An 18,583-nucleotide genomic window follows, 5' to 3' on the forward strand; every position below is an offset into this window, starting at 1 on the left:
TTTCAGGACGAGACAAACAATGAAAAAAGGGTTGATGTTTCCACATCAACCCTTTTTGTTCTGTTTCTCTTTAGATATCGTCACGCTCAATTGGGCAGCTCATACAACGAGCACCACCGCGTCCGCGGCCCAGTTCATTACCCGGAATGGTCAGAACTTCGATACCTGCTTTGTCGTACTTCTCGTTAGTGTAAACGTTACGTTCGTAACCAATCACCACCCCTGGTTTTACAGTTAGGACGTTGTTCGCGTCGTTCCATTGTTCACGTTCAGCTTCATAGTTGTCGCCGCCAGTAGTGATAATCTTAAGATCATCGACGCCTAATGCTTGCTCAATAGCATGAGTGTAACTTGACACTTGTTCTACCTTCATCTCATTTTCCCCTTTCGATGTTAGGCGCCAAGTATCAAGGTCCTTGCGCATGATCTCGGGATAAACTGAGAAAGTGTCAATATCCATGTGGGTCATTACTGTATCTAAATGCATACAAGAGCGGTGTTTGGGCAAATCAATGGCAATCACTTCTTTCGCTTGACCATTCTTAAATAGATTTGCTGCTAAATTCTCTACACCTTGAGCTGTTGTTCGTTCAGACATACCGACCAACACTGCTCCTTTACCGATAACCAGTACGTCACCGCCTTCAATATTGGCGTTGTCATAATGCAGATCTTCATCACCAAAGTACTTGATGAAGTCTTGTCCTGCGAATACAGGGTGCCAGCGATAAATTGCTCGTAGATGGTTTGTTTCGCGCTGACGAGCTGCTTTCATCATTGGGTTAAGAGACACACCGCCGTAAACCCAACATGATGTATCACGAGTGAAGAGGTGATTTGGTAATGGTTCGATAACAAAGTCCAGTGGACGATGCATCTTAGGTAACATTGATGCAGACTGTATCGGTAACTCTGAGTAAGCTAAGCCACCGAGCAAGATGGTTGCTAAGTGTTCATTATCCATATCCGATAAGTAATGGCGTAGGTCACGGGCAAACGTCGGACCGTAGCGGAAATCAGAAATCTGAGTATCTAGTAACCACTCTTTGGCTTCTTTGACTGCCAAAGTCTCTACAAGGAGATCGTGAAGTAGCAATACCTCGACACCCTGATTCGTCAAAGTTTGTGCAAACTGATCATGCTCTTCTCCTGCCGCTTCGACAGCAAGAACATCGTCAAACAGTAGCTCATGGCAGTTTGAAGGGGTAAGGTGGGTTAACGCTCGCTCTGGTCGGGCTAACAATACACGTCTTAACTGGCCTACTTCTGAGCCTACGTACAACTTACTCATTTTGCGTCCTTACAATAATATCCAATGCGTATTTATGACAAGGTTGTTATCAAGATGCAAGTGGTAATGATAGTCTCAAAGACTGGTATTTGTTATTTTTTCGGTCTTTAATTTTTATAATTTTACCATTTATAGACTTTTTGTCTAAAAAGCAACTGTGAAATCTGTGCGCTGACTTTGCGACTCTATTCGTCATGTCATCTGAAAGATTTTGACAAATTAAAATTGAATTCAGCATAGCTATTCACAACTTTGCAAGCTGGTGACAGAAAGTTATATTTCTATGCAGTTGTCATTTTTCCTAAGATATGCAGCTCTGAAAAATAAAAACTCACAACGACGGGTAGCAAACTGTGATCGATGACCACAGATAATTCTGAATCACACGTATGATAAAAAAATGTTAAGTTTTCGATGTTGTGAGCTGGATCCGGTGAGATCGTTCATCATTGCCTCGATAAAGATGACGATCCGAATAGATTGCGGGTAGTAATTTCGCTGGATCCATGCGATATTCCGTTGCGGTAAAAATCGATCAATCTTGTCACTATCTGGAGCCGACTTATGTCTCATGAAGACGAATATCTATCAGTTGAAGAATTAATTGAGATTCAAAAGGAAGAGACTCGCGAGATCATCCAAGCCTTACGAGAAGACGGTAGTGATCCAGATGCGTTATATGAAATAGAACATCACCTGTTTGCTGAAGATTTCGATACGCTGGAAAAAGCCGTTGTTGAAGCGTTTAAAATGGGTTTTGAAGTATTAGAAGCAGAAGAAACAGAAGATGAAGATGGCAACAAACTGCTGTGCTGTGATGCGACAATGGAATCGGCTCTTGATGCAGAAACAATTGATGCTCAAGTAGAGAAGCTGATTCATCTTGCAGAGAAATATGACATCATCTATGACGGTTGGGGTACCTACTACGAAGGCGAAGATGCACTGTACCCAGAAGAAGATGACGACGAAGAGTAACAAGTTGTTGAAGAAACCAGCCTAAGGCTGGTTTTTTTGTCGCTGTCATTCGGCGAGGGATAAGTATCTTTCATTCAGACGATTCTTTATAATCACCCAAACTTGATCTAGCGCAATTTTAATAAGGGAAACATGCAGCTATCACTCGCAGGCTTATGGCAGATCTCTCCGCTTACTGACCTTTCTGTTCCTCAGGATGACATTACTTTTCCTGCAGCATTAAGCGAGCGGTTACCTGATACGTTGTGCGAACAAGATATCGCTGAGCAAGAGTGGCACTTGATGCACGATATTGAAGTTGATGAAGCGATGCTGGCGTTTCCAGCCGTAGATTTGGTGCTTGGTGGTGTAGATTACCATGCTGAAGTGCGACTCAATGGTATAGCGCTGTTTGATTGTGATGGCTCACAGGCCGAATACAAAAAAGACATTCGTCCTTACATGCAGCTCGGTCGAAATCGCTTTGAGATCTTGTTTCTCGAAGAGGAAGAAGAACTTCTGTTCGAAGAAGACAGGTTGGATATATGTCCTTTAGGTGAACAACCTAACCAAAGGTTTGATTCACGATTGGGTATATGGAAAGAGCCTTACCTGCAGTTTATTCGCCATGTACGTTTAGATCATGTTGTCACCGAGCAGATCTGGCACCACGGCGGTGGTTGTGAGTTTTTGGTCGATCTTCATTACAGTACCTACAAACCGGGGCTGATTTCTGCTGCAGTTAAATTCAATGGAATGACCTATCACCTGCCTATTGATGTACGAAATGATCATGTGAGCGCTCTGTTTCAAGTCGAAGCGCCGATCTATTTCGATGCCAGCCAGCCTGATCTCAATGCTCTATATCAGCTAGAAGTGATGTTGGATGGCCAAACGCAGAAATTTAATATCGGACTGAGTAAAGATCTCTGCGTGACCCACTTCCCTGTGTAGTGGTTTTCAAAAGTGAGCCGTTTGCTGTGAAAATAGCGGGCTTTGTTTGCGCTGCCATACTCGCTCATGGCAATAATAGGCGAGAGTATTAATACTTGGTTCAATCGCGGCCATAACGCCACCAACTAACCAGCTCCCTGTCAAAAGATAAGCAACACTAAACGCCACACTAAAGTGCACAACGGCAAAGCTGGTGGTTTTCAGCGCTGTAGCGTTCTCACGTTTTTTCAACTGGGGTGAGGCTTGCCAAACTTGTTCATGAAAATAAAACGCAACGGTGTTCACCATAGGCTCGATCATGGCAATCAGACTACCAATCAAGATATCTCCCGTTAATAGATACGCGACCGTGAAAGCGATTGAGAAGTGAATAGCTGCAAAGGTTAATGTCTTTTTCATGATGTGATCCAGTCTTTGGTGTTGATAGGATAATTATTGATAATTATTATCATTAGTTAAATTCGATTGAAACTATAATATCAATCGTTAGTAACTATTAAAAAAGGCGCTCAATAGAGCGCCTTTTGTCTTTATTCAATCAACTTAGCCTTGCGGTTTTACCACCAAGACATTGATGGGTGAGTTCTGAACCACTTTACTGGCGACAGAACCCAATACCACTTTATCCAGTTTAGAACGCTTATGGCTTGGCATCACAATCAGGTCGGCACCGAGCTTTTCCGCATAGTCGAGAATAGTCGCGTACGCTTTGCCTTCGGCTACGTGCGCTTTGTAGACCACTTCTTCAGGAATGTGCTGGACAGCGAACTGTTTCAGCTGATTCTCAACGTCGGTTTTCATTTTCGCTGCGGCATCTTTTGGAAAGTAGGTCGCAACCATAGACATGTGAATACCTGGTAATACGTTCAGAAGATGAACTTGAGCATTGGAGTGCTTGGCGTGCCAGACAGCCAGCTCAAGTGCTTTATCAGAAAAGCCTTTGTCGTTCAGATCGACAGGAACAAGAATTTGCTTATACATCGATAGCTCTCTATTCAGTCTCAACCATGGAAATGGCTGAGATATGCATCCTTAGTTAATACCAAATCCACCGAATTTAAGTGGATTAGCTAATTGTAGCCTCACTTCCTTCTATGGAGCGAGGCTAACTAAGTTACGCGCTCAATTCATCCCTGCGAGCTCGTCTTCTCTGGTTCATACCTAGACCGATGAGCAGAAGCAGTGCAGGAACGAAGACCCACTCTTTCATTGGTCGATCTGCATCCACTACAACCGAGCGAATCTCCCAGTCGAAATCAACGCCAGCTGCTTCTGCTGGGCTGCCGAATTCGACCATATCGACCAACATACGGCCATTGCTGCTATTCAGCATTAGACCCATAGATGAGATACGATCTTCAGCGGACTTTGCGCTGTCCTCGAACGGCAGTCGGACGGTCTTCGAGATGAAATCGCCTTCAAGGTTCTCACCCGCAACAAGAAGCTCAATCTCTTGACCAACTGCTAGCTGTTCAGTGATCTGCGCGATCTCTGTACCTGGGTGAAGTACTTTGGCTGGGTAAATTTGATCCCACCAGAAACCAGGGCGGAAGAAAGTAAACGTCAGAGCCAATAGCAGAACTGTTTCCCACCACTTGTTCTTAGTAAACCACCAGCCTTGTGTTGCTGCAGAGAATATCAGCATTGCAATGACGGAAGATATGATCGTGAGCAACAAATGCCACCAACTCTCAATTCCCATTAAAAGAAGTTGTGTATTGAAGATGAACATGAAAGGCAAGATGGCGGTACGAATATCGTAAGTAAAGCCCTGAATACCGGTCCTGATTGGATCCGACTTGGCGATCGCCGCAGCGGCAAAGGCTGCTAAACCAACCGGAGGTGTATCGTCGGCCAGAATACCAAAGTAGAACACAAACAAGTGAACGGCGATCAGAGGGATGATTAAGCCGCTTTGTGCACCCAGCGTCACGATAACAGGAGCCATTAGTGTAGAAACTACGATGTAGTTTGCTGTCGTTGGTAGGCCCATACCCAAGATCAGACTGATCACAGCGGTGAACAGAAGCATCAAGATAATGTTACCGCCCGAGATAAACTCGACGAAGTCCGTCATCACCAAACCAATACCGGTGAGAGTTACCACACCAACAACTGTGCCTGCAGCTGCAGTCGCAACACCAATACCGATCATGTTACGCGCACCAGAAACTAGACTCTCAAGTAAGTCAATAAAGCCTTCTATGGTTTGTTCTGCAATCGATCCTTGTTGAGAAAGAGCTGCCATTAGAGGACGTTGAGTGATCAGGATAAAGATCATGAAAACCGTCGCCCAGAAAGCGGATAGACCTGGAGAGAATCGTTCAACGGTCAGACACCAAACTAGCACAACAATTGGGAGTAGGTAATGTAAACCTGACTTGATGGTTGGGCCAGGATCTGGTACTTCAGTTAGCTCTGCATCGATCTCAATCGCGCCTTCTTTGGCATATTTGGCTGAGATATTAACCAGAGCAACATAAGACAGTAGCAAAGCAACGGTGACGATTGGTGTAGCGGCATCACCAAATACGTCTTTAGTCCAGCCGACACCATAATAAACAGCGGCACTAATCACACATAGACCAAGAATTGTGCCAGTGAAAGACAGTAAGCTAGCCAGCAGTGTTGGATTATGACGACGAGGAAGACCAGTCATGCCCGCTTTACATGCTTCAAGGTGGACAATGTAAATTAGCGCGATGTAAGAAATCAGAGCAGGCAGGATTGCCGCCTTGATGACTTCGACGTAAGAAATTCCTACGTATTCAACCATTAGGAATGCAGCTGCACCCATTATTGGTGGCGTTAACTGACCATTGGTTGAAGCGGCAACTTCTACTGCGCCTGCTTTTGTTCCTGGGAAACCGACACGTTTCATTAGTGGGATTGTGAAAGTACCAGTGGTAACAACGTTGGCGATTGAAGAGCCTGAAACCAGACCAGATAAACCTGATGCGACTACTGCTGCTTTAGCTGGCCCACCTCTCATATGTCCCAGCAAAGAGAAAGCGACTTTAATGAAATAAGCACCTGCACCTGCGCGTTCCAGCATTGCCCCGAACAGTACAAACAAGAATACGAATGATGTGGATACACCCAGAGCAACGCCAAATACACCTTCGGTTGTTAACCATAGATGAGACATTGCTTTGTTCAGACTGGCGCCTTTGTGAGCAATCACATCGGGCATGTACGGACCACCAAAGGTATACAGTAAGAACACGGCGGCAACGACCATCAGTGGTGGACCTAGTGCACGACGTGTCGCTTCCAGTAGCAGCACCATTCCTATAACAGCAACAACAATGTCAAATGTTGTTGGAGCACCTGATCGGCCAGCCAGCTCGGTGTAGAAAATGTAGATATAAGCAGCGGAGAAACTGCCGGCTAATGCCAGTAGCCAATCCAGAGCAGGGATATGGTCACGAGGAGAAGTTTTCAGAGCGGGGTAAGCGGTAAACGCTAGGAACACGGCAAACATCAAATGTATCGAACGTGCTTCAGTGTCGTTGAGTACGCCAAAATTAAATATGAACGGCAGAGGGGATGCGTACCAAAGTTGGAATAATGACCAACACAGTGGCACAAACCATAAGATGCGTCCTGGGATACCCATAGGGGCACGTGCACCTGTATCGGCTTGAGCTACCATTTCTTGCACATCTTGAGACGGAGATGTTGTCTTCGACATGTACTTAATCCTTATTATAAATGGCCTGTCTTTTTATGATTGTCAGAACCTGATTTGCATCTTTCAGTCTAGTGAAAAGATCAAACATTGCTCATTAGTAAGTTTGTGATAGATACAAATAAAGAGGAGTTTCAAAAAATATGAAACTCCAAATAATACGATATTGCTCAATACCTTAGAGCTTGATGCATCAAGGAGGTAGTGACCTCCTTGATGAACAAAGAGAGGTTACTTAAGTAGGCCTACTTCTTTGTAGTATTTCTCAGCACCTGGGTGTAGAGGGATAGAAAGACCTGCTTTCACCATGTCTTCTTTCTTAAGGTTTGCAAACGCAGGGTGCAGACGCTTAAAGGTATCAAAATTTTCGAATACAGATTTTGCCACGTTATAAGCAACATCGTCAGAAACATTAGTCGTTGTCACCATAGTCGCGGCAACACCGAAGCTGTTTACGTCTTTATCTGTACCACGGTACATACCTGCTGGGATTGTACTGAATGCGTAATATGGATTGTCAGCGACGATCTTGTCGATTTGCGGGCCAGTTGCAGAAATTAGCTTCGCATCACATGAAGTAGTTGCTTCTTTGATTGATCCATTTGGATGGCCAACAACATAAACGAACGCGTCGATTTTGTTATCACACAGAGCTTGTGAACGCTCAGAACCTTTTAGTTCAGAAGCAAGCTTGAAGCTGTCGTTAGTCCAGCCCATGGCTTCCATTACCACACCCATAGTCGCACGGTCACCAGAACCTGGGTTACCGATGTTTACGCGCTTGCCTTTCAGGTCAGATACGTTTTCTATACCAGAATCAGCACGAGCGATGATGTTGAATGGTTCTGTGTGTAGAGAGAACACTGCACGTAGCTTTTTGTACGGGCCTTGTTCAGCAAACTTACTTGTACCGTTGTATCCGTGGTACTGCCAATCAGACTGAACGATACCAAAGTCCAGTTCTCCAGCACGAATAGTGTTTACGTTGTAGATCGAACCACCAGTCGACTCCACAGAACAACGAATATTGTGATCTTTACGGCCTTTATTAACCAGTTTACAAATCGCGCCACCAGTCGGGTAGTAAACGCCCGTTACAGAACCTGTACCAATCGTAATGAATTCTTGAGCGTTAACCGCGCCAGCACCCACTACAGCAGCTGCAATAGCACCAACTTTGATAAGTTTGTTCAATGCCATGAATTTCCCTTCCTTTATCCATTATTAACCCAGAGCAAGTGTAGTCGCTATGGGAGTTTCCTATTATGGAAACGGCATCTTTTTCAATCCGTATGTTGAAAAAGTGGCAGAATAATACCAAATAATTGGCACATAATTACACGATTGTTAAAAACTATAGCGAATTTGGCTGCGTTTTGAACGAAAATTTAACCTAAATTAGCAGGTTAAACCATCGTTGAATCAATGGCTTAGCCTAATGCGCATTTGGGTGAAGAGATTTGTCTAAGATGTGATTTGAGTCACAAGGCAACTGACCTCAAGTGACTCAACAGTAGGGAGCGATATCTGAAACTTATCCAGTATATTCAAATAGTTCGCAGACTGAATTGAACAATTGTTCCGTCGTTATATTTAGGGTCGGAGTAATGAAAATTGTGTCATCTCCAGCGACGACACCGAGTATGCCTTCTGCTTTACCCAGTGAATCGAGTAATCGAGCAATTAACTGAGCTGCGCCTGGTCCAGTATGAATCACGACTAGTGCATTGTTGCGGTCAATATCTAGAACCAACTCACGCAATGAGCTCGATACTGTCGGCACACCTAACTCCGCTGGCAGACAGTAAACCATTTCCATCTTGGCATTGCGGGTACGAACAGCACCAAATTTGGTCAGCATACGGGAAACTTTGGACTGGTTAATGTTTTCGAAGCCTTCATTTTTCAGAGCCTCGACAATATCCCCTTGGGAGCCAAATCGTTCCTCTTTTAGCAATGCTTTAAATGCACGGACGAGGTTATCTTGTTTTTCTGAATGACGCATGGTTCTCTTTCAGCCGTTGTTTTTATAAAAATCAAGTGAATATTCTCGCATAGCTATGCACATTGTGCCAATGCTATCCCTAAATCTGTCTAACATGTCACTGTAAACAGGGGAGAGATATTGCAACTTTATTATTGCTTAACCCTTTGTCAATAAAGGTAAATATGAGGATAATAAACACTTGTATGTGGTATGTTGTTACTGTGTTGCGCAAGGTCGCAAAGCTGACGTTAATTGATTGTAATCATTATGTGATTGCTATAGCTTTGGACAGCGTTGATTTCAAATCACCCCAAGACTTATAAAGAGATCCATCTCAAGGAGAACTACGATGAAAGTAGCCGTTATTGGTGCCGCTGGAGGCATCGGTCAAGCCCTAGCCCTTTTACTTAAAAACCGCCTTCCTGCAGGTTCAGATTTAGCACTTTACGACATCGCTCCGGTTACTCCGGGTGTCGCTGCTGATCTAAGTCACATTCCAACGCCAGTATCAATCAAAGGTTATGCGGGCGAAGATCCAACACCCGCCCTTGAAGGTGCGGATGTTGTTCTTATCTCCGCGGGTGTTGCACGTAAGCCTGGTATGGATCGTGCGGACCTATTTAACGTCAACGCTGGTATCGTTAAGTCTCTTGCAGAGAAAATTGCTCACGTTTGTCCTAAAGCGATGATTGGTATCATTACTAACCCAGTTAACACGACAGTACCAATCGCGGCAGAAGTTCTTAAGAAAGCGGGTGTTTACGATAAGCGCCGTCTGTTTGGTGTGACAACTCTGGATGTTATCCGTTCTGAAACTTTCGTTGCGGATCTTAAAGATAAAGATCCAGGTGAGGTGCGTGTACCGGTTATCGGTGGTCACTCTGGTGTAACGATTCTTCCTCTGCTTTCTCAGGTTGAAGGTGTTGAGTTTACTGCAGAAGAAGTCGCAGCATTGACCAAGCGTATCCAGAATGCAGGTACTGAAGTCGTAGAGGCAAAAGCGGGTGGCGGTAGCGCAACGCTGTCTATGGGGCAGGCGGCGTGCAGATTCGGTCTTGCTTTAGTGAAAGCACTTCAAGGTGAAGACGTAGTTGAGTACGCTTACGTCGAAGGTGATGGTGAGCATGCGCCGTTCTTCGCACAACCAGTGAAGCTGGGTAAAGATGGCGTTGAAGAGATCCTGAGCTATGGTGAACTGAGTACATTCGAAAAATCCGCACTTGATGGCATGTTAGAAACACTGAACGGCGACATCCAAACGGGTGTGGATTTCGTTAAGTAAGCCATAAATTAATATTATAAAAAGTCGACTTTTGAGTCGGCTTTTTTGATCCTTTTTATCTCTCAGGTTGTAAATAGTTAAACAACAAAGGGAGATAGATATGGATATTACTGAAATCGAAAAAGGTATGCTGGTGGAATGTAAACAGGGCGTTGGAAGAGTCTTGGCCGTTGATAAGAAGAACCATGCGATTCTTATTGAGGAGCGTGATTCTCATCAGCAGTTTTCTGCTGACATCAGCGAATTAATGGATGACCCACAACTGCATATAGGTTGTGACAAATATTATTGATTTTCTAGCGTAAAAAAAGCGAACATTAAGCTCGCTTTTTTATGGTTTTCGAAAATTACTTACGAACAGCAATCGCTTCAATTTCGATACCTACATCTTTAGGTAGACGAGCCACTTCTACACATGAACGAGCAGGATAGTTTGCCACATTATGCTCATCGAAGAATTGACCGTACACTTCGTTAACTGTGCCAAAGTCATTGAGGTCTTTGACGAAAACCGTCATTTTAACGATGTCAGTAACAGATAAGCCAGATGCTTCAACCACCGCTTTTACGTTATCCAGAGACTGACGAGCTTGCTCAGAGATGTCTGCTGATACTTCACCTGTTGCAGGGTTTACCGGGATCTGACCTGAAGTCAGTACCATGTTACCTAGGTCTACACCTTGTACATATGGGCCAATAGCAGCAGGAGCGGATTCTGTATGAAGTACTTTAGTCATTATTATGTTCCATCTGTTGTGGGTTAACGTAATTAAGGGAAATCAGTGTGCCGTGAAAGCTCGGCGGCGTAAAGAAAAATCCCTGCTAGCAGAGAGCAGGGATGGATAATTTATGATTAATAGATGATTAACGCTCAGTGACGATTTCTCGTGAGAAGACTTTTTCACAATACTTACATTTTAATCGAACGTTATCTTTCTTCTCGAATACTTTAAAGCTAGTTTCTACAGGTTCATCGTGGGTAATGCAGTTACTGTTTGGGCATTCAAAGACGTTGTTGATCTGTTCTGGTAAATCGAGAGCCAGCTTCTTCACAACCTCATAGTTTTCGATTTGGTTAACCGTGGCATGTGGTGCGTACAAGGCAAGTTTGCTTGCCTGCTCTTCAGTGATAAAGACATTTTCAATCTTAAGCAGGTCTTTATGGCCAAGGGCCGAAGACGGCAAATTGAGGCCAACAGTGACGCGCTGCTCTGACTTATCCATTGAAAATAGTTTGAGAACTTTAATACCAATCTGAGCTGGAATGTGGTCAATAACGGTGCCGTTTTTGATTGCTTCAACCTGCAATTGAGTTTCTTTAGCCATGATGATTCTCCAGATTACAGTGATTGGTTTAAAACAAGGGCAAGTAGGGCTTCACGCGCATAGACGCCATTTTCAGCCTGCTCAAAGTAATAGGCGTGTGGCGTTTTATCGACATCAACAGTGATTTCATCCACGCGAGGCAGCGGGTGTAGCACTTTTAGGTTGTCGCGTGCACCTTCCAGCAGGGCTGCAGTAAGGATGTAGGCCGATTTGATGTGCGCGTATTCCGACTCGTCAAAGCGCTCTTTCTGAACACGGGTCATGTACAGCACGTCCAGCTCAGGGATGACGGTTTCCATATCTGTGTGCATGCTGTATTCAATACCAGCTTCATCCAACTCTTCACAAATGTAATCTGGCATCGCTAGTGCCTCTGGCGCAATGAAGTAGAAACGAACATTGTTAAATTTCGCCAGAGCCTGCGTCAGAGAGTGAACGGTACGGCCGTATTTCAGGTCACCAACAAAGGCAACATTGAGGTTATCGAGACGGCCTTGTGTTTCGGCAATAGAGAACAGGTCGAGCAGAGTTTGGGTTGGGTGTTGGTTCGCTCCGTCACCCGCGTTGATGACAGGTACACCATTGGAGAATTCAGAAGCTAATCGTGCTGCGCCTTCCTGTGGATGACGCATAACAAATGCATCGACATAAGAAGAGATAACCTGAACCGAGTCCGATAAGGTTTCTCCTTTCTTGGCTAGCGAAGTGTTACCGCCATTATCAAAACCAATCACGCTGCCACCGACGCGCTGGATAGCGGTTTCAAAAGACAGACGAGTACGGGTAGAAGGCTCAAAGAAGCAGCTGGCGATCACCTTGTTCTTGATCAGCTCAGGATTAGGCTCTGCTTTGAGTTGACCTGCGGTTTTGACAATCAGTTCCAGCTCTTCACGAGAAAGCTCAGGAATTGAGATAATGTGCTTGTTATAAAGCGTGTTCGTCATAATCATCGTCCCATCTGCAATTTAGGCAATAAAAAAGCCTCCCAATAGGGAGGCTTTAAAAATCGGTGGAAATAGTAAAAAGACCAGCCAGTAAGCGTTTTGGCTTACCTAATGTAAATCGTTTTGTAGAACACGTTTTACGTGGCATTTGGTCACTACCTCCAGACAAATTGCCGAGCATTATACGCTGAAGATTTGTTAACGCAAGCGATTACATCGACGCTTTATGGTGCAATTTTTGTTGGTGTTATGAACCGAGTGTTGCGACCATCACAGCTTTAATCGTGTGCATGCGGTTCTCTGCTTCATCAAACACAATCGAGTGGTCAGACTCGAACACTTCTTCAGTAACTTCCAGCCCATTCATACCGTATTTGTCGGCTACTTCTTTACCTATGGTGGTTTCATCATTATGAAATGCCGGTAAGCAATGCATGAACTTGACTTGTGGATTACCGGTTTTATCTAGGGTGTCCATATTGACTTGATAAGGCTTCATTTGAGCAACTCGCTCATCCCAAGCCTCTGGGGCTTCGCCCATCGAAACCCACACGTCAGTATAAAGGAAGTCGCAACCTTTAACGCCTTCATCTACGCTTTCAGTCAAGGTGATTTTTGCCCCTGTTTGTAGAGCAATCTGTTGGCAGTTTGCCACCAGTTCCTCTTCTGGCCAGAAAGCTTTAGGGGCGACGAGACGTATGTCCATGCCCATTTTTGCTGCACCTACCAGCAGAGAGTTACCCATGTTGTTGCGTGCATCGCCTAAGTAAGCAAACTTGATTTCATGGAGCATCTTACCGCGACCGTGTTCAAGCATGGTAAGAAAATCGGCCAGTATTTGAGTGGGGTGAAATTCGTCGGTCAAACCGTTCCAGACAGGTACGCCAGCGTATTGCCCCAGCTCTTCTACGATTTCTTGGCCGAACCCTCGATATTCAATGCCGTCATACATTCTGCCTAATACACGCGCGGTGTCCTTCATCGATTCTTTATGGCCAATCTGTGAACCAGATGGGCCGATGTAAGAAACTTGTGCGCCTTGATCGAAAGCGGCTACTTCAAATGCGCATCGGGTGCGAGTAGAGGCTTTTTCAAAGATCAGGGCGATGTTTTTACCAACGAGCTTTTTCTGTTCTGTGCCCGCGTATTTTGCCTTCTTAAGATCTGCAGATAGGTCGAGTAAAAACTGGATCTCTTTTGGGGTGAAATCGAGAAGCTTAAGGAAATTTCGGTTACGTAGATTGAAAGCCATGCTTCAGTCCTTCATTGCTCATTATTTTAATAGGACTAGTTAAACATAGTTACGTGATACTTGTGAATAATTATTTTTAAAATGCAGCGGGATATAAATAATATCCCGCTTTTTATGACTATAAATTCTCTTCTGCAAATTCAGCCAGACGGCTGCGCACGACGCCATTTAGGTGGACATTGGCGCTGCCTTCGAAGTTCTTGAAGCGTTCAACCATGTAGGTTAATCCTGAGGTAACAGGGGTGAGGTAGTGGGAGTCAATCTGTGCCAGGTTACCCGAGCAAACTATCTTAGTACCTTCACCACAGCGAGTAATGATGGTTTTGATTTGCGAAGCGGTCAGGTTCTGACACTCATCCAGTAAGACAAACGCGTTTTGGATTGAGCGGCCACGCATAAAGTTTATCGACTTAAACTGTATATTGGCTTTGTCACAGATGTACTTCAATGAGCCTTCAGTGCAGTGGTCGTGCTTATGTAGCGCTTCCAGTGTGTCCGTTACCGCCGCTAACCAAGGCAGCATTTTTTCCTCCTCACTGCCAGGCAAGAAGCCAATCGATTCGCCGATATCTGGCGTATTACGTGTGACGATGATCTTGTCGAACATACCGTGTTCAATGGTTTGCTCCAAAGCGGACGCCATAGCAAGTAGCGTTTTACCACTACCCGCAGCCCCCGTTAGAATCACCAAATCAATATCAGGATCGAGTAAGGCATCTAACGCCATGCCTTGATAAATGTTCTTAGGCGTGATGTCCCACGCTCGACGATGCATCATACGCTCGCGGCTGAGATCTTTCAGTGTTACCTTGTCAGGGGTGATGTCTTCCACTCGCCCTGCGAAATCACTATCTTCATCAATAACATACTGATTAATGTAAGTTGGCTCAAAAGGCTCTCGATCTAGGGTATGGAACGTGTGACCACCAAGGTTCTTACTCTCGACCTCATTGATATTGCTCCAGAAGTCACCTTCGATTCGTTGGAAGCCTTTAGTTAGGTACTGAACGTCATCAATTAATTGATCAGTACGATAATCTTCAACGAAGCGAACGCCTGCCCCTTTGGCGCGTAAGCGCATATTGATGTCTTTGGTGATCAGAACCACTTCACGTGGTGCTCGTTTGTTCTGCAGATAAAGTACCGCATTAAGAATGCGATTATCGCCGGCTTTGTCTGCAAATGCCTTAACAGTCTCTTGAAGCTCAAAATCGGCGAGAATAGAGATATGGCCGGTATTTTCTTTATCTCGATTGATGGGAATGCCTTCAGAGATTTCATCTGGTGTGGCGTCTTTGAACATAGCTTCCATGGCGCGGATGGCCACTCGAGCATCGCGGGCAACGTCGCGTTTGCTGTCTTTGATTCGGTCTAGCTCTTCGAGGACGGTCATTGGAATGACCACGTCGTGTTCTTGAAAGGAATAGATGGCTAAAGGTTCATGAAGAAGGATGTTGGTGTCTAGGACAAAAAGTTTCCGATCCGTGTCACCCATAAGCGTCTCCTTGCCGTGATGCGGCTTGTTTGCCATTCACAATCGCTTGTGATGATGGCCTACCTGCGGTTGTTTGCAGCATGTCGCTAAGTCGCTCAGAGATCGCTGTCGGTTAGCTGATATGCTACAAACCCGTATTGATCGTCATCCGAAATAATGCATCTCTCGTGCCAGTCAAAACATTGACACCATCTTCTGCATCATCATCTGTGAGTATAAGTCAGATTTCCAACTCTCTTTTTTAGATTTGCCACTCTTTTCTTACACTTTGATGTCATGCAAAAGATAGAGAAAAATTTGTTGGTTTTTGAGGTGTTTGTACGTGACCAATATCACAGCTTCGAGTAATATGAGCGACCTTTTTGGCGTGACTGCTGACCATTTACTTCCCCGTCAGTTGCCTTTCAAGTCACGCAAGAACAACTAAGATATTTAAACCCATTTTTGAATTAAACAGATGAGGTAGTCGATTCATGACATTTGCTTTGGGCCAGCGCTGGATCAGCGATACGGAAAGCGATTTAGGTTTAGGGACTGTAGTAGCATTGGATGCGCGCACTGTGACACTTATGTTCGCAGCTTCTGAAGAGAACCGAGTGTACGCTCGTAATGATGCTCCTGTAACCCGAGTAACCTTTAACGCTGGTGATGTCGTTGACAGTCAGCAAGGTTGGTCACTAAAGATTGAGCAAGTGGTCGAGGACCAAGGTCTGTTTACCTATATAGGTACTCGCGAAGACAGCGGAGAACAAGAGGTTGTGCTGCGCGAAATTATGCTCAGCAATCAAATTCGTTTTAACAAACCTCAAGATAAATTGTTCGCGGGTCAAATTGACCGAATGGACAATTTTGTGCTCCGTTATCGTGCATTGATGAACCAGTATGAACAGCACAAGAGCCCAATGCGTGGTCTTTGTGGAATGCGTGCGGGTCTCATTCCTCATCAGTTATATATTGCTCATGAGGTCGGTCGTCGTCATGCCCCTCGTGTTTTATTAGCTGATGAAGTCGGTCTAGGCAAAACCATCGAAGCTGGGATGATCATCCACCAACAGGTGCTGGCGGGTCGAGCGGAACGTATTTTGATAGTGGTTCCGGAAACCTTGCAGCATCAATGGTTGGTGGAAATGATGCGACGCTTCAACTTGCACTTCTCTATTTTTGATGAAGAGCGCTGTATCGAGGCATTTGCTGATGCGGATAACCCATTTGATACTCAACAATATGTGCTGTGTTCACTGGATTTCTTGCGCAAGAGCCGCAAGCGCTTTGAACAAGCGCTTGACGGTGAATGGGACTTACTGGTTGTTGATGAAGCTCACCACTTAGAATGGAGTCAAGAAAAACCAAGTCGTGAGTATCAGGTGGTTGAAGGGCTGGCAGAGCGTACCCCAGGCGTACTCCTTTTGACTGCAACCCCAGAACAACTAGGACGTGAAAGTCACTTTGCCCGTCTGCGTTTGCTCGATTCAGACCGCTTCTATGACTACCAAGCGTTTGTTGAGGAAGAAGAGCAATACGCGCCAGTAGCGGATTCAGTGAGTGCGTTGTTCTCCGGCCAACAGCTCGAGAATGAAGCTAAAAATCAGATTACTGAATTGTTGTCTGAACAGGATGTTGAGCCTTTATTCCGCATTATTGAAAGCGATAGCGAAGAAGAAGCTAAAGCTGCAGCTCGTCAGGAACTGATTGATAACCTGATGGACCGCCATGGCACAGGACGTGTACTGTTCCGTAACACCCGTGCAGCGATCAAAGGCTTCCCAGTGCGCAACGTAAACTTGCTGCCCATGCCGATTCCTCAGCAGTATACGACGTCGATGCGCGTATCAGGCATGATTGGTGGCAAAATAAGCCCTGAAGCACGTGCGTTGAAAAATCTCTATCCGGAAGAGATCTTCCAAGAATTTGAAGGCGATGATGCCAGCTGGTGGCAATTTGATTCACGCGTCAATTGGTTGATTGAGAAGATCAAACAAAAGCGAAGTGATAAGATTTTGGTTATTGCTTCTCGTGCTAGCACAGCGCTTCAGCTGGAGCAGGCGTTGCGTGAACGTGAAGGTATCCGTGCTACTGTGTTTCACGAAGGTATGTCGATTTTAGAACGCGATAAAGCGGCCGCTTACTTTGCGCAGGAAGAGGGCGGGGCTCAGGTACTAATCTGTAGTGAAATCGGTTCAGAAGGTCGTAACTTCCAGTTTGCAAACCAACTAGTGATGTTCGATTTGCCGTTTAACCCTGACTTACTTGAGCAGCGTATTGGCCGCCTAGACCGTATTGGTCAGAGCCGCGATATTGATATTCACGTTCCTTATCTGGAGCAAACTTCACAGGCTATTTTAGCGCGTTGGTTCGATGAAGGCCTGAATGCGTTTGCTGATACTTGCCCGACAGGTCGCGCGGTGTATGACAAGTTCTCTGATCGTTTGATTGAAATGCTGGCTTCGGGTGACGTTACCGAACTCGATGATGTGATCAGCGAATCGGCAGCGATGAACAAAGAGCTTAAGTCTCAACTTGAGCAAGGACGTGACCGTTTACTGGAAATGCATTCCAATGGTGGTGAAAAAGCGCAGCAGATAGTCGATAAGATTGCGGCCACCGATGGTGATACCAATCTAGTGACGTTTGCGTTGAGTCTGTTTGATACCATTGGCCTTAATCAGGATGATAAAGGGGAGAATGCCTTGGTAGTAACACCATCTGAGCACATGATGGTGCCAAGTTATCCTGGTCTGCCTTACGAAGGTGCAACAATTACCTTCGATCGTGATACGGCGTTGTCTCGAGAAGATATGAACTTCATCAGTTGGGAGCACCCGATGATTCAGGGCGGTATCGACTTATTGATGAGTGAAGGTGTCGGTGTCGCCGCAGTATCTCTCCTCAAAAACAAAGCGTTGCCAGTAGGCACTATGCTGCTTGAGTTGGTATATAGAGTTGATGCCCAAGCGCCAAAACGAAGCGGTATCAGTCGTTTCCTACCAACCACACCAATTCGTTTGATGTTGGATGGCAAAGGCAGTGACTTATCAGGGCAGGTCGAGTTTGAAAGCTTTAATCGCCAGCTTAGCCCAGTAGGCCGCCATATGGCGACGAAATTGGTGTCTTCAGTTCAGGCTCAGGTGCATCAGATGATCACCGCAGGTGAAGCGCTTATTGTCGAAAAGGTCGAAGCTGTCCGGGCGCAAGCGCAACGGGAAATGCAGGCGAGCTTGAATGCAGAGCTAGAACGATTGCAAGCATTGAAGGCGGTTAACCCAAACATTCGTGATGAAGAACTGGCGGCGATTGAAGAGCAAATGAGAGAGCTCAATGGCTACATTGCTCAAGCTCAATATCAACTAGATTCTCTGCGTATGATCGTTGTTTCTCACAACTGATTTACGTAACTTACAGTAAAA

The 18,583-nt window shown here is 45.2% G+C and carries 16 protein-coding genes; 5 read left to right on the forward strand and 11 right to left on the reverse strand.

The features are described from left to right. Positions 1–70: 70 nt before the first annotated feature. Positions 71–1,291 carry an arginine deiminase gene (gene arcA / locus TW84_RS21150; protein ID WP_045977601.1) on the reverse strand — a complete coding sequence of 407 codons (1,221 nt, stop codon included), beginning with the start codon at positions 1,289–1,291 and terminating at the stop codon, positions 71–73. A 564-nt stretch (positions 1,292–1,855) separates the two neighbouring features. On the opposite strand from arcA, the gene rraB reads away from it, so the two are divergent. Next, positions 1,856–2,269, forward strand: a complete 414-nt coding sequence (rraB, locus tag TW84_RS21155) for a ribonuclease E inhibitor RraB (protein WP_045977602.1) — start codon at positions 1,856–1,858, stop codon at positions 2,267–2,269. A gap of 132 nt (positions 2,270–2,401) precedes the next feature. Further along, the gene (locus tag TW84_RS21160; protein ID WP_045977603.1) at positions 2,402–3,202 is read left to right on the forward strand and encodes a glycosyl hydrolase 2 galactose-binding domain-containing protein; all 801 of its coding nucleotides are present in this window, start codon (positions 2,402–2,404) and stop codon (positions 3,200–3,202) included. A gap of 6 nt (positions 3,203–3,208) precedes the next feature. On the opposite strand, the gene TW84_RS21165 is transcribed toward TW84_RS21160, so the two are convergent. The 5 genes from TW84_RS21165 to argR all read right to left on the reverse strand — a co-directional run bounded on the left by TW84_RS21165 (position 3,209) and on the right by argR (position 8,898). After that, positions 3,209–3,601, reverse strand: coding sequence for a DUF2061 domain-containing protein (locus TW84_RS21165; RefSeq protein WP_045977604.1), 393 nt, complete (start codon positions 3,599–3,601; stop codon positions 3,209–3,211). Positions 3,602–3,745: 144 nt separating this feature from the next. Next, the gene (locus TW84_RS21170; protein ID WP_045977605.1) at positions 3,746–4,183 is read right to left on the reverse strand and encodes a universal stress protein; all 438 of its coding nucleotides are present in this window, start codon (positions 4,181–4,183) and stop codon (positions 3,746–3,748) included. A 133-nt stretch (positions 4,184–4,316) separates the two neighbouring features. Further along, positions 4,317–6,896 (reverse strand): TRAP transporter permease, encoded by a 2,580-nt coding sequence (locus TW84_RS21175; protein ID WP_045977606.1) that lies wholly within the window; start codon positions 6,894–6,896, stop codon positions 4,317–4,319. A gap of 228 nt (positions 6,897–7,124) precedes the next feature. Continuing rightward, positions 7,125–8,093, reverse strand: coding sequence for a TAXI family TRAP transporter solute-binding subunit (locus TW84_RS21180; protein WP_045977607.1), 969 nt, complete (start codon positions 8,091–8,093; stop codon positions 7,125–7,127). A gap of 334 nt (positions 8,094–8,427) precedes the next feature. Then, positions 8,428–8,898 (reverse strand): transcriptional regulator ArgR, encoded by a 471-nt coding sequence (argR, locus tag TW84_RS21185; protein WP_045977608.1) that lies wholly within the window; start codon positions 8,896–8,898, stop codon positions 8,428–8,430. A gap of 331 nt (positions 8,899–9,229) precedes the next feature. Between argR and mdh the strand changes: the two genes are divergently transcribed. Together mdh and TW84_RS21195 are read left to right on the forward strand one after the other, a co-directional pair. Further along, positions 9,230–10,162: a malate dehydrogenase gene (gene mdh / locus TW84_RS21190; RefSeq protein ID WP_045977609.1), complete on the forward strand. Its 933-nt coding sequence runs from the start codon at positions 9,230–9,232 to the stop codon at positions 10,160–10,162. A gap of 100 nt (positions 10,163–10,262) precedes the next feature. Continuing rightward, complete coding sequence (locus tag TW84_RS21195) at positions 10,263–10,454, forward strand: hypothetical protein (RefSeq protein ID WP_045977610.1); 192 nt, start codon at positions 10,263–10,265, stop codon at positions 10,452–10,454. 55 nt (positions 10,455–10,509) lie between these two features. Here TW84_RS21195 and TW84_RS21200 read toward each other — a convergent pair whose 3' ends face one another. From TW84_RS21200 to TW84_RS21220, 5 genes are all read right to left on the reverse strand, one after another. Further along, positions 10,510–10,899 carry a RidA family protein gene (locus tag TW84_RS21200; RefSeq protein ID WP_045977611.1) on the reverse strand — a complete coding sequence of 130 codons (390 nt, stop codon included), beginning with the start codon at positions 10,897–10,899 and terminating at the stop codon, positions 10,510–10,512. A gap of 127 nt (positions 10,900–11,026) precedes the next feature. After that, entirely contained in the window at positions 11,027–11,488 is a 462-nt protein-coding gene (gene pyrI / locus TW84_RS21205) for an aspartate carbamoyltransferase regulatory subunit (protein WP_045977612.1), read from the reverse strand. A 14-nt stretch (positions 11,489–11,502) separates the two neighbouring features. Beyond that, positions 11,503–12,432: an aspartate carbamoyltransferase gene (pyrB, locus tag TW84_RS21210; RefSeq protein ID WP_029236336.1), complete on the reverse strand. Its 930-nt coding sequence runs from the start codon at positions 12,430–12,432 to the stop codon at positions 11,503–11,505. A 247-nt stretch (positions 12,433–12,679) separates the two neighbouring features. Beyond that, positions 12,680–13,684, reverse strand: coding sequence for an ornithine carbamoyltransferase (locus TW84_RS21215; RefSeq protein WP_045977613.1), 1,005 nt, complete (start codon positions 13,682–13,684; stop codon positions 12,680–12,682). Positions 13,685–13,802: 118 nt separating this feature from the next. Beyond that, entirely contained in the window at positions 13,803–15,179 is a 1,377-nt protein-coding gene (locus TW84_RS21220; protein ID WP_045977614.1) for a PhoH family protein, read from the reverse strand. Between the two features lie 473 nt (positions 15,180–15,652). On the opposite strand from TW84_RS21220, the gene rapA reads away from it, so the two are divergent. Next, positions 15,653–18,562, forward strand: coding sequence for an RNA polymerase-associated protein RapA (gene rapA / locus TW84_RS21225; protein ID WP_045977615.1), 2,910 nt, complete (start codon positions 15,653–15,655; stop codon positions 18,560–18,562). Positions 18,563–18,583 lie beyond the last annotated feature (21 nt).

This window comes from Vibrio neptunius, assembly GCF_000967495.1.
Lineage (GTDB): Bacteria > Pseudomonadota > Gammaproteobacteria > Enterobacterales > Vibrionaceae > Vibrio > Vibrio neptunius.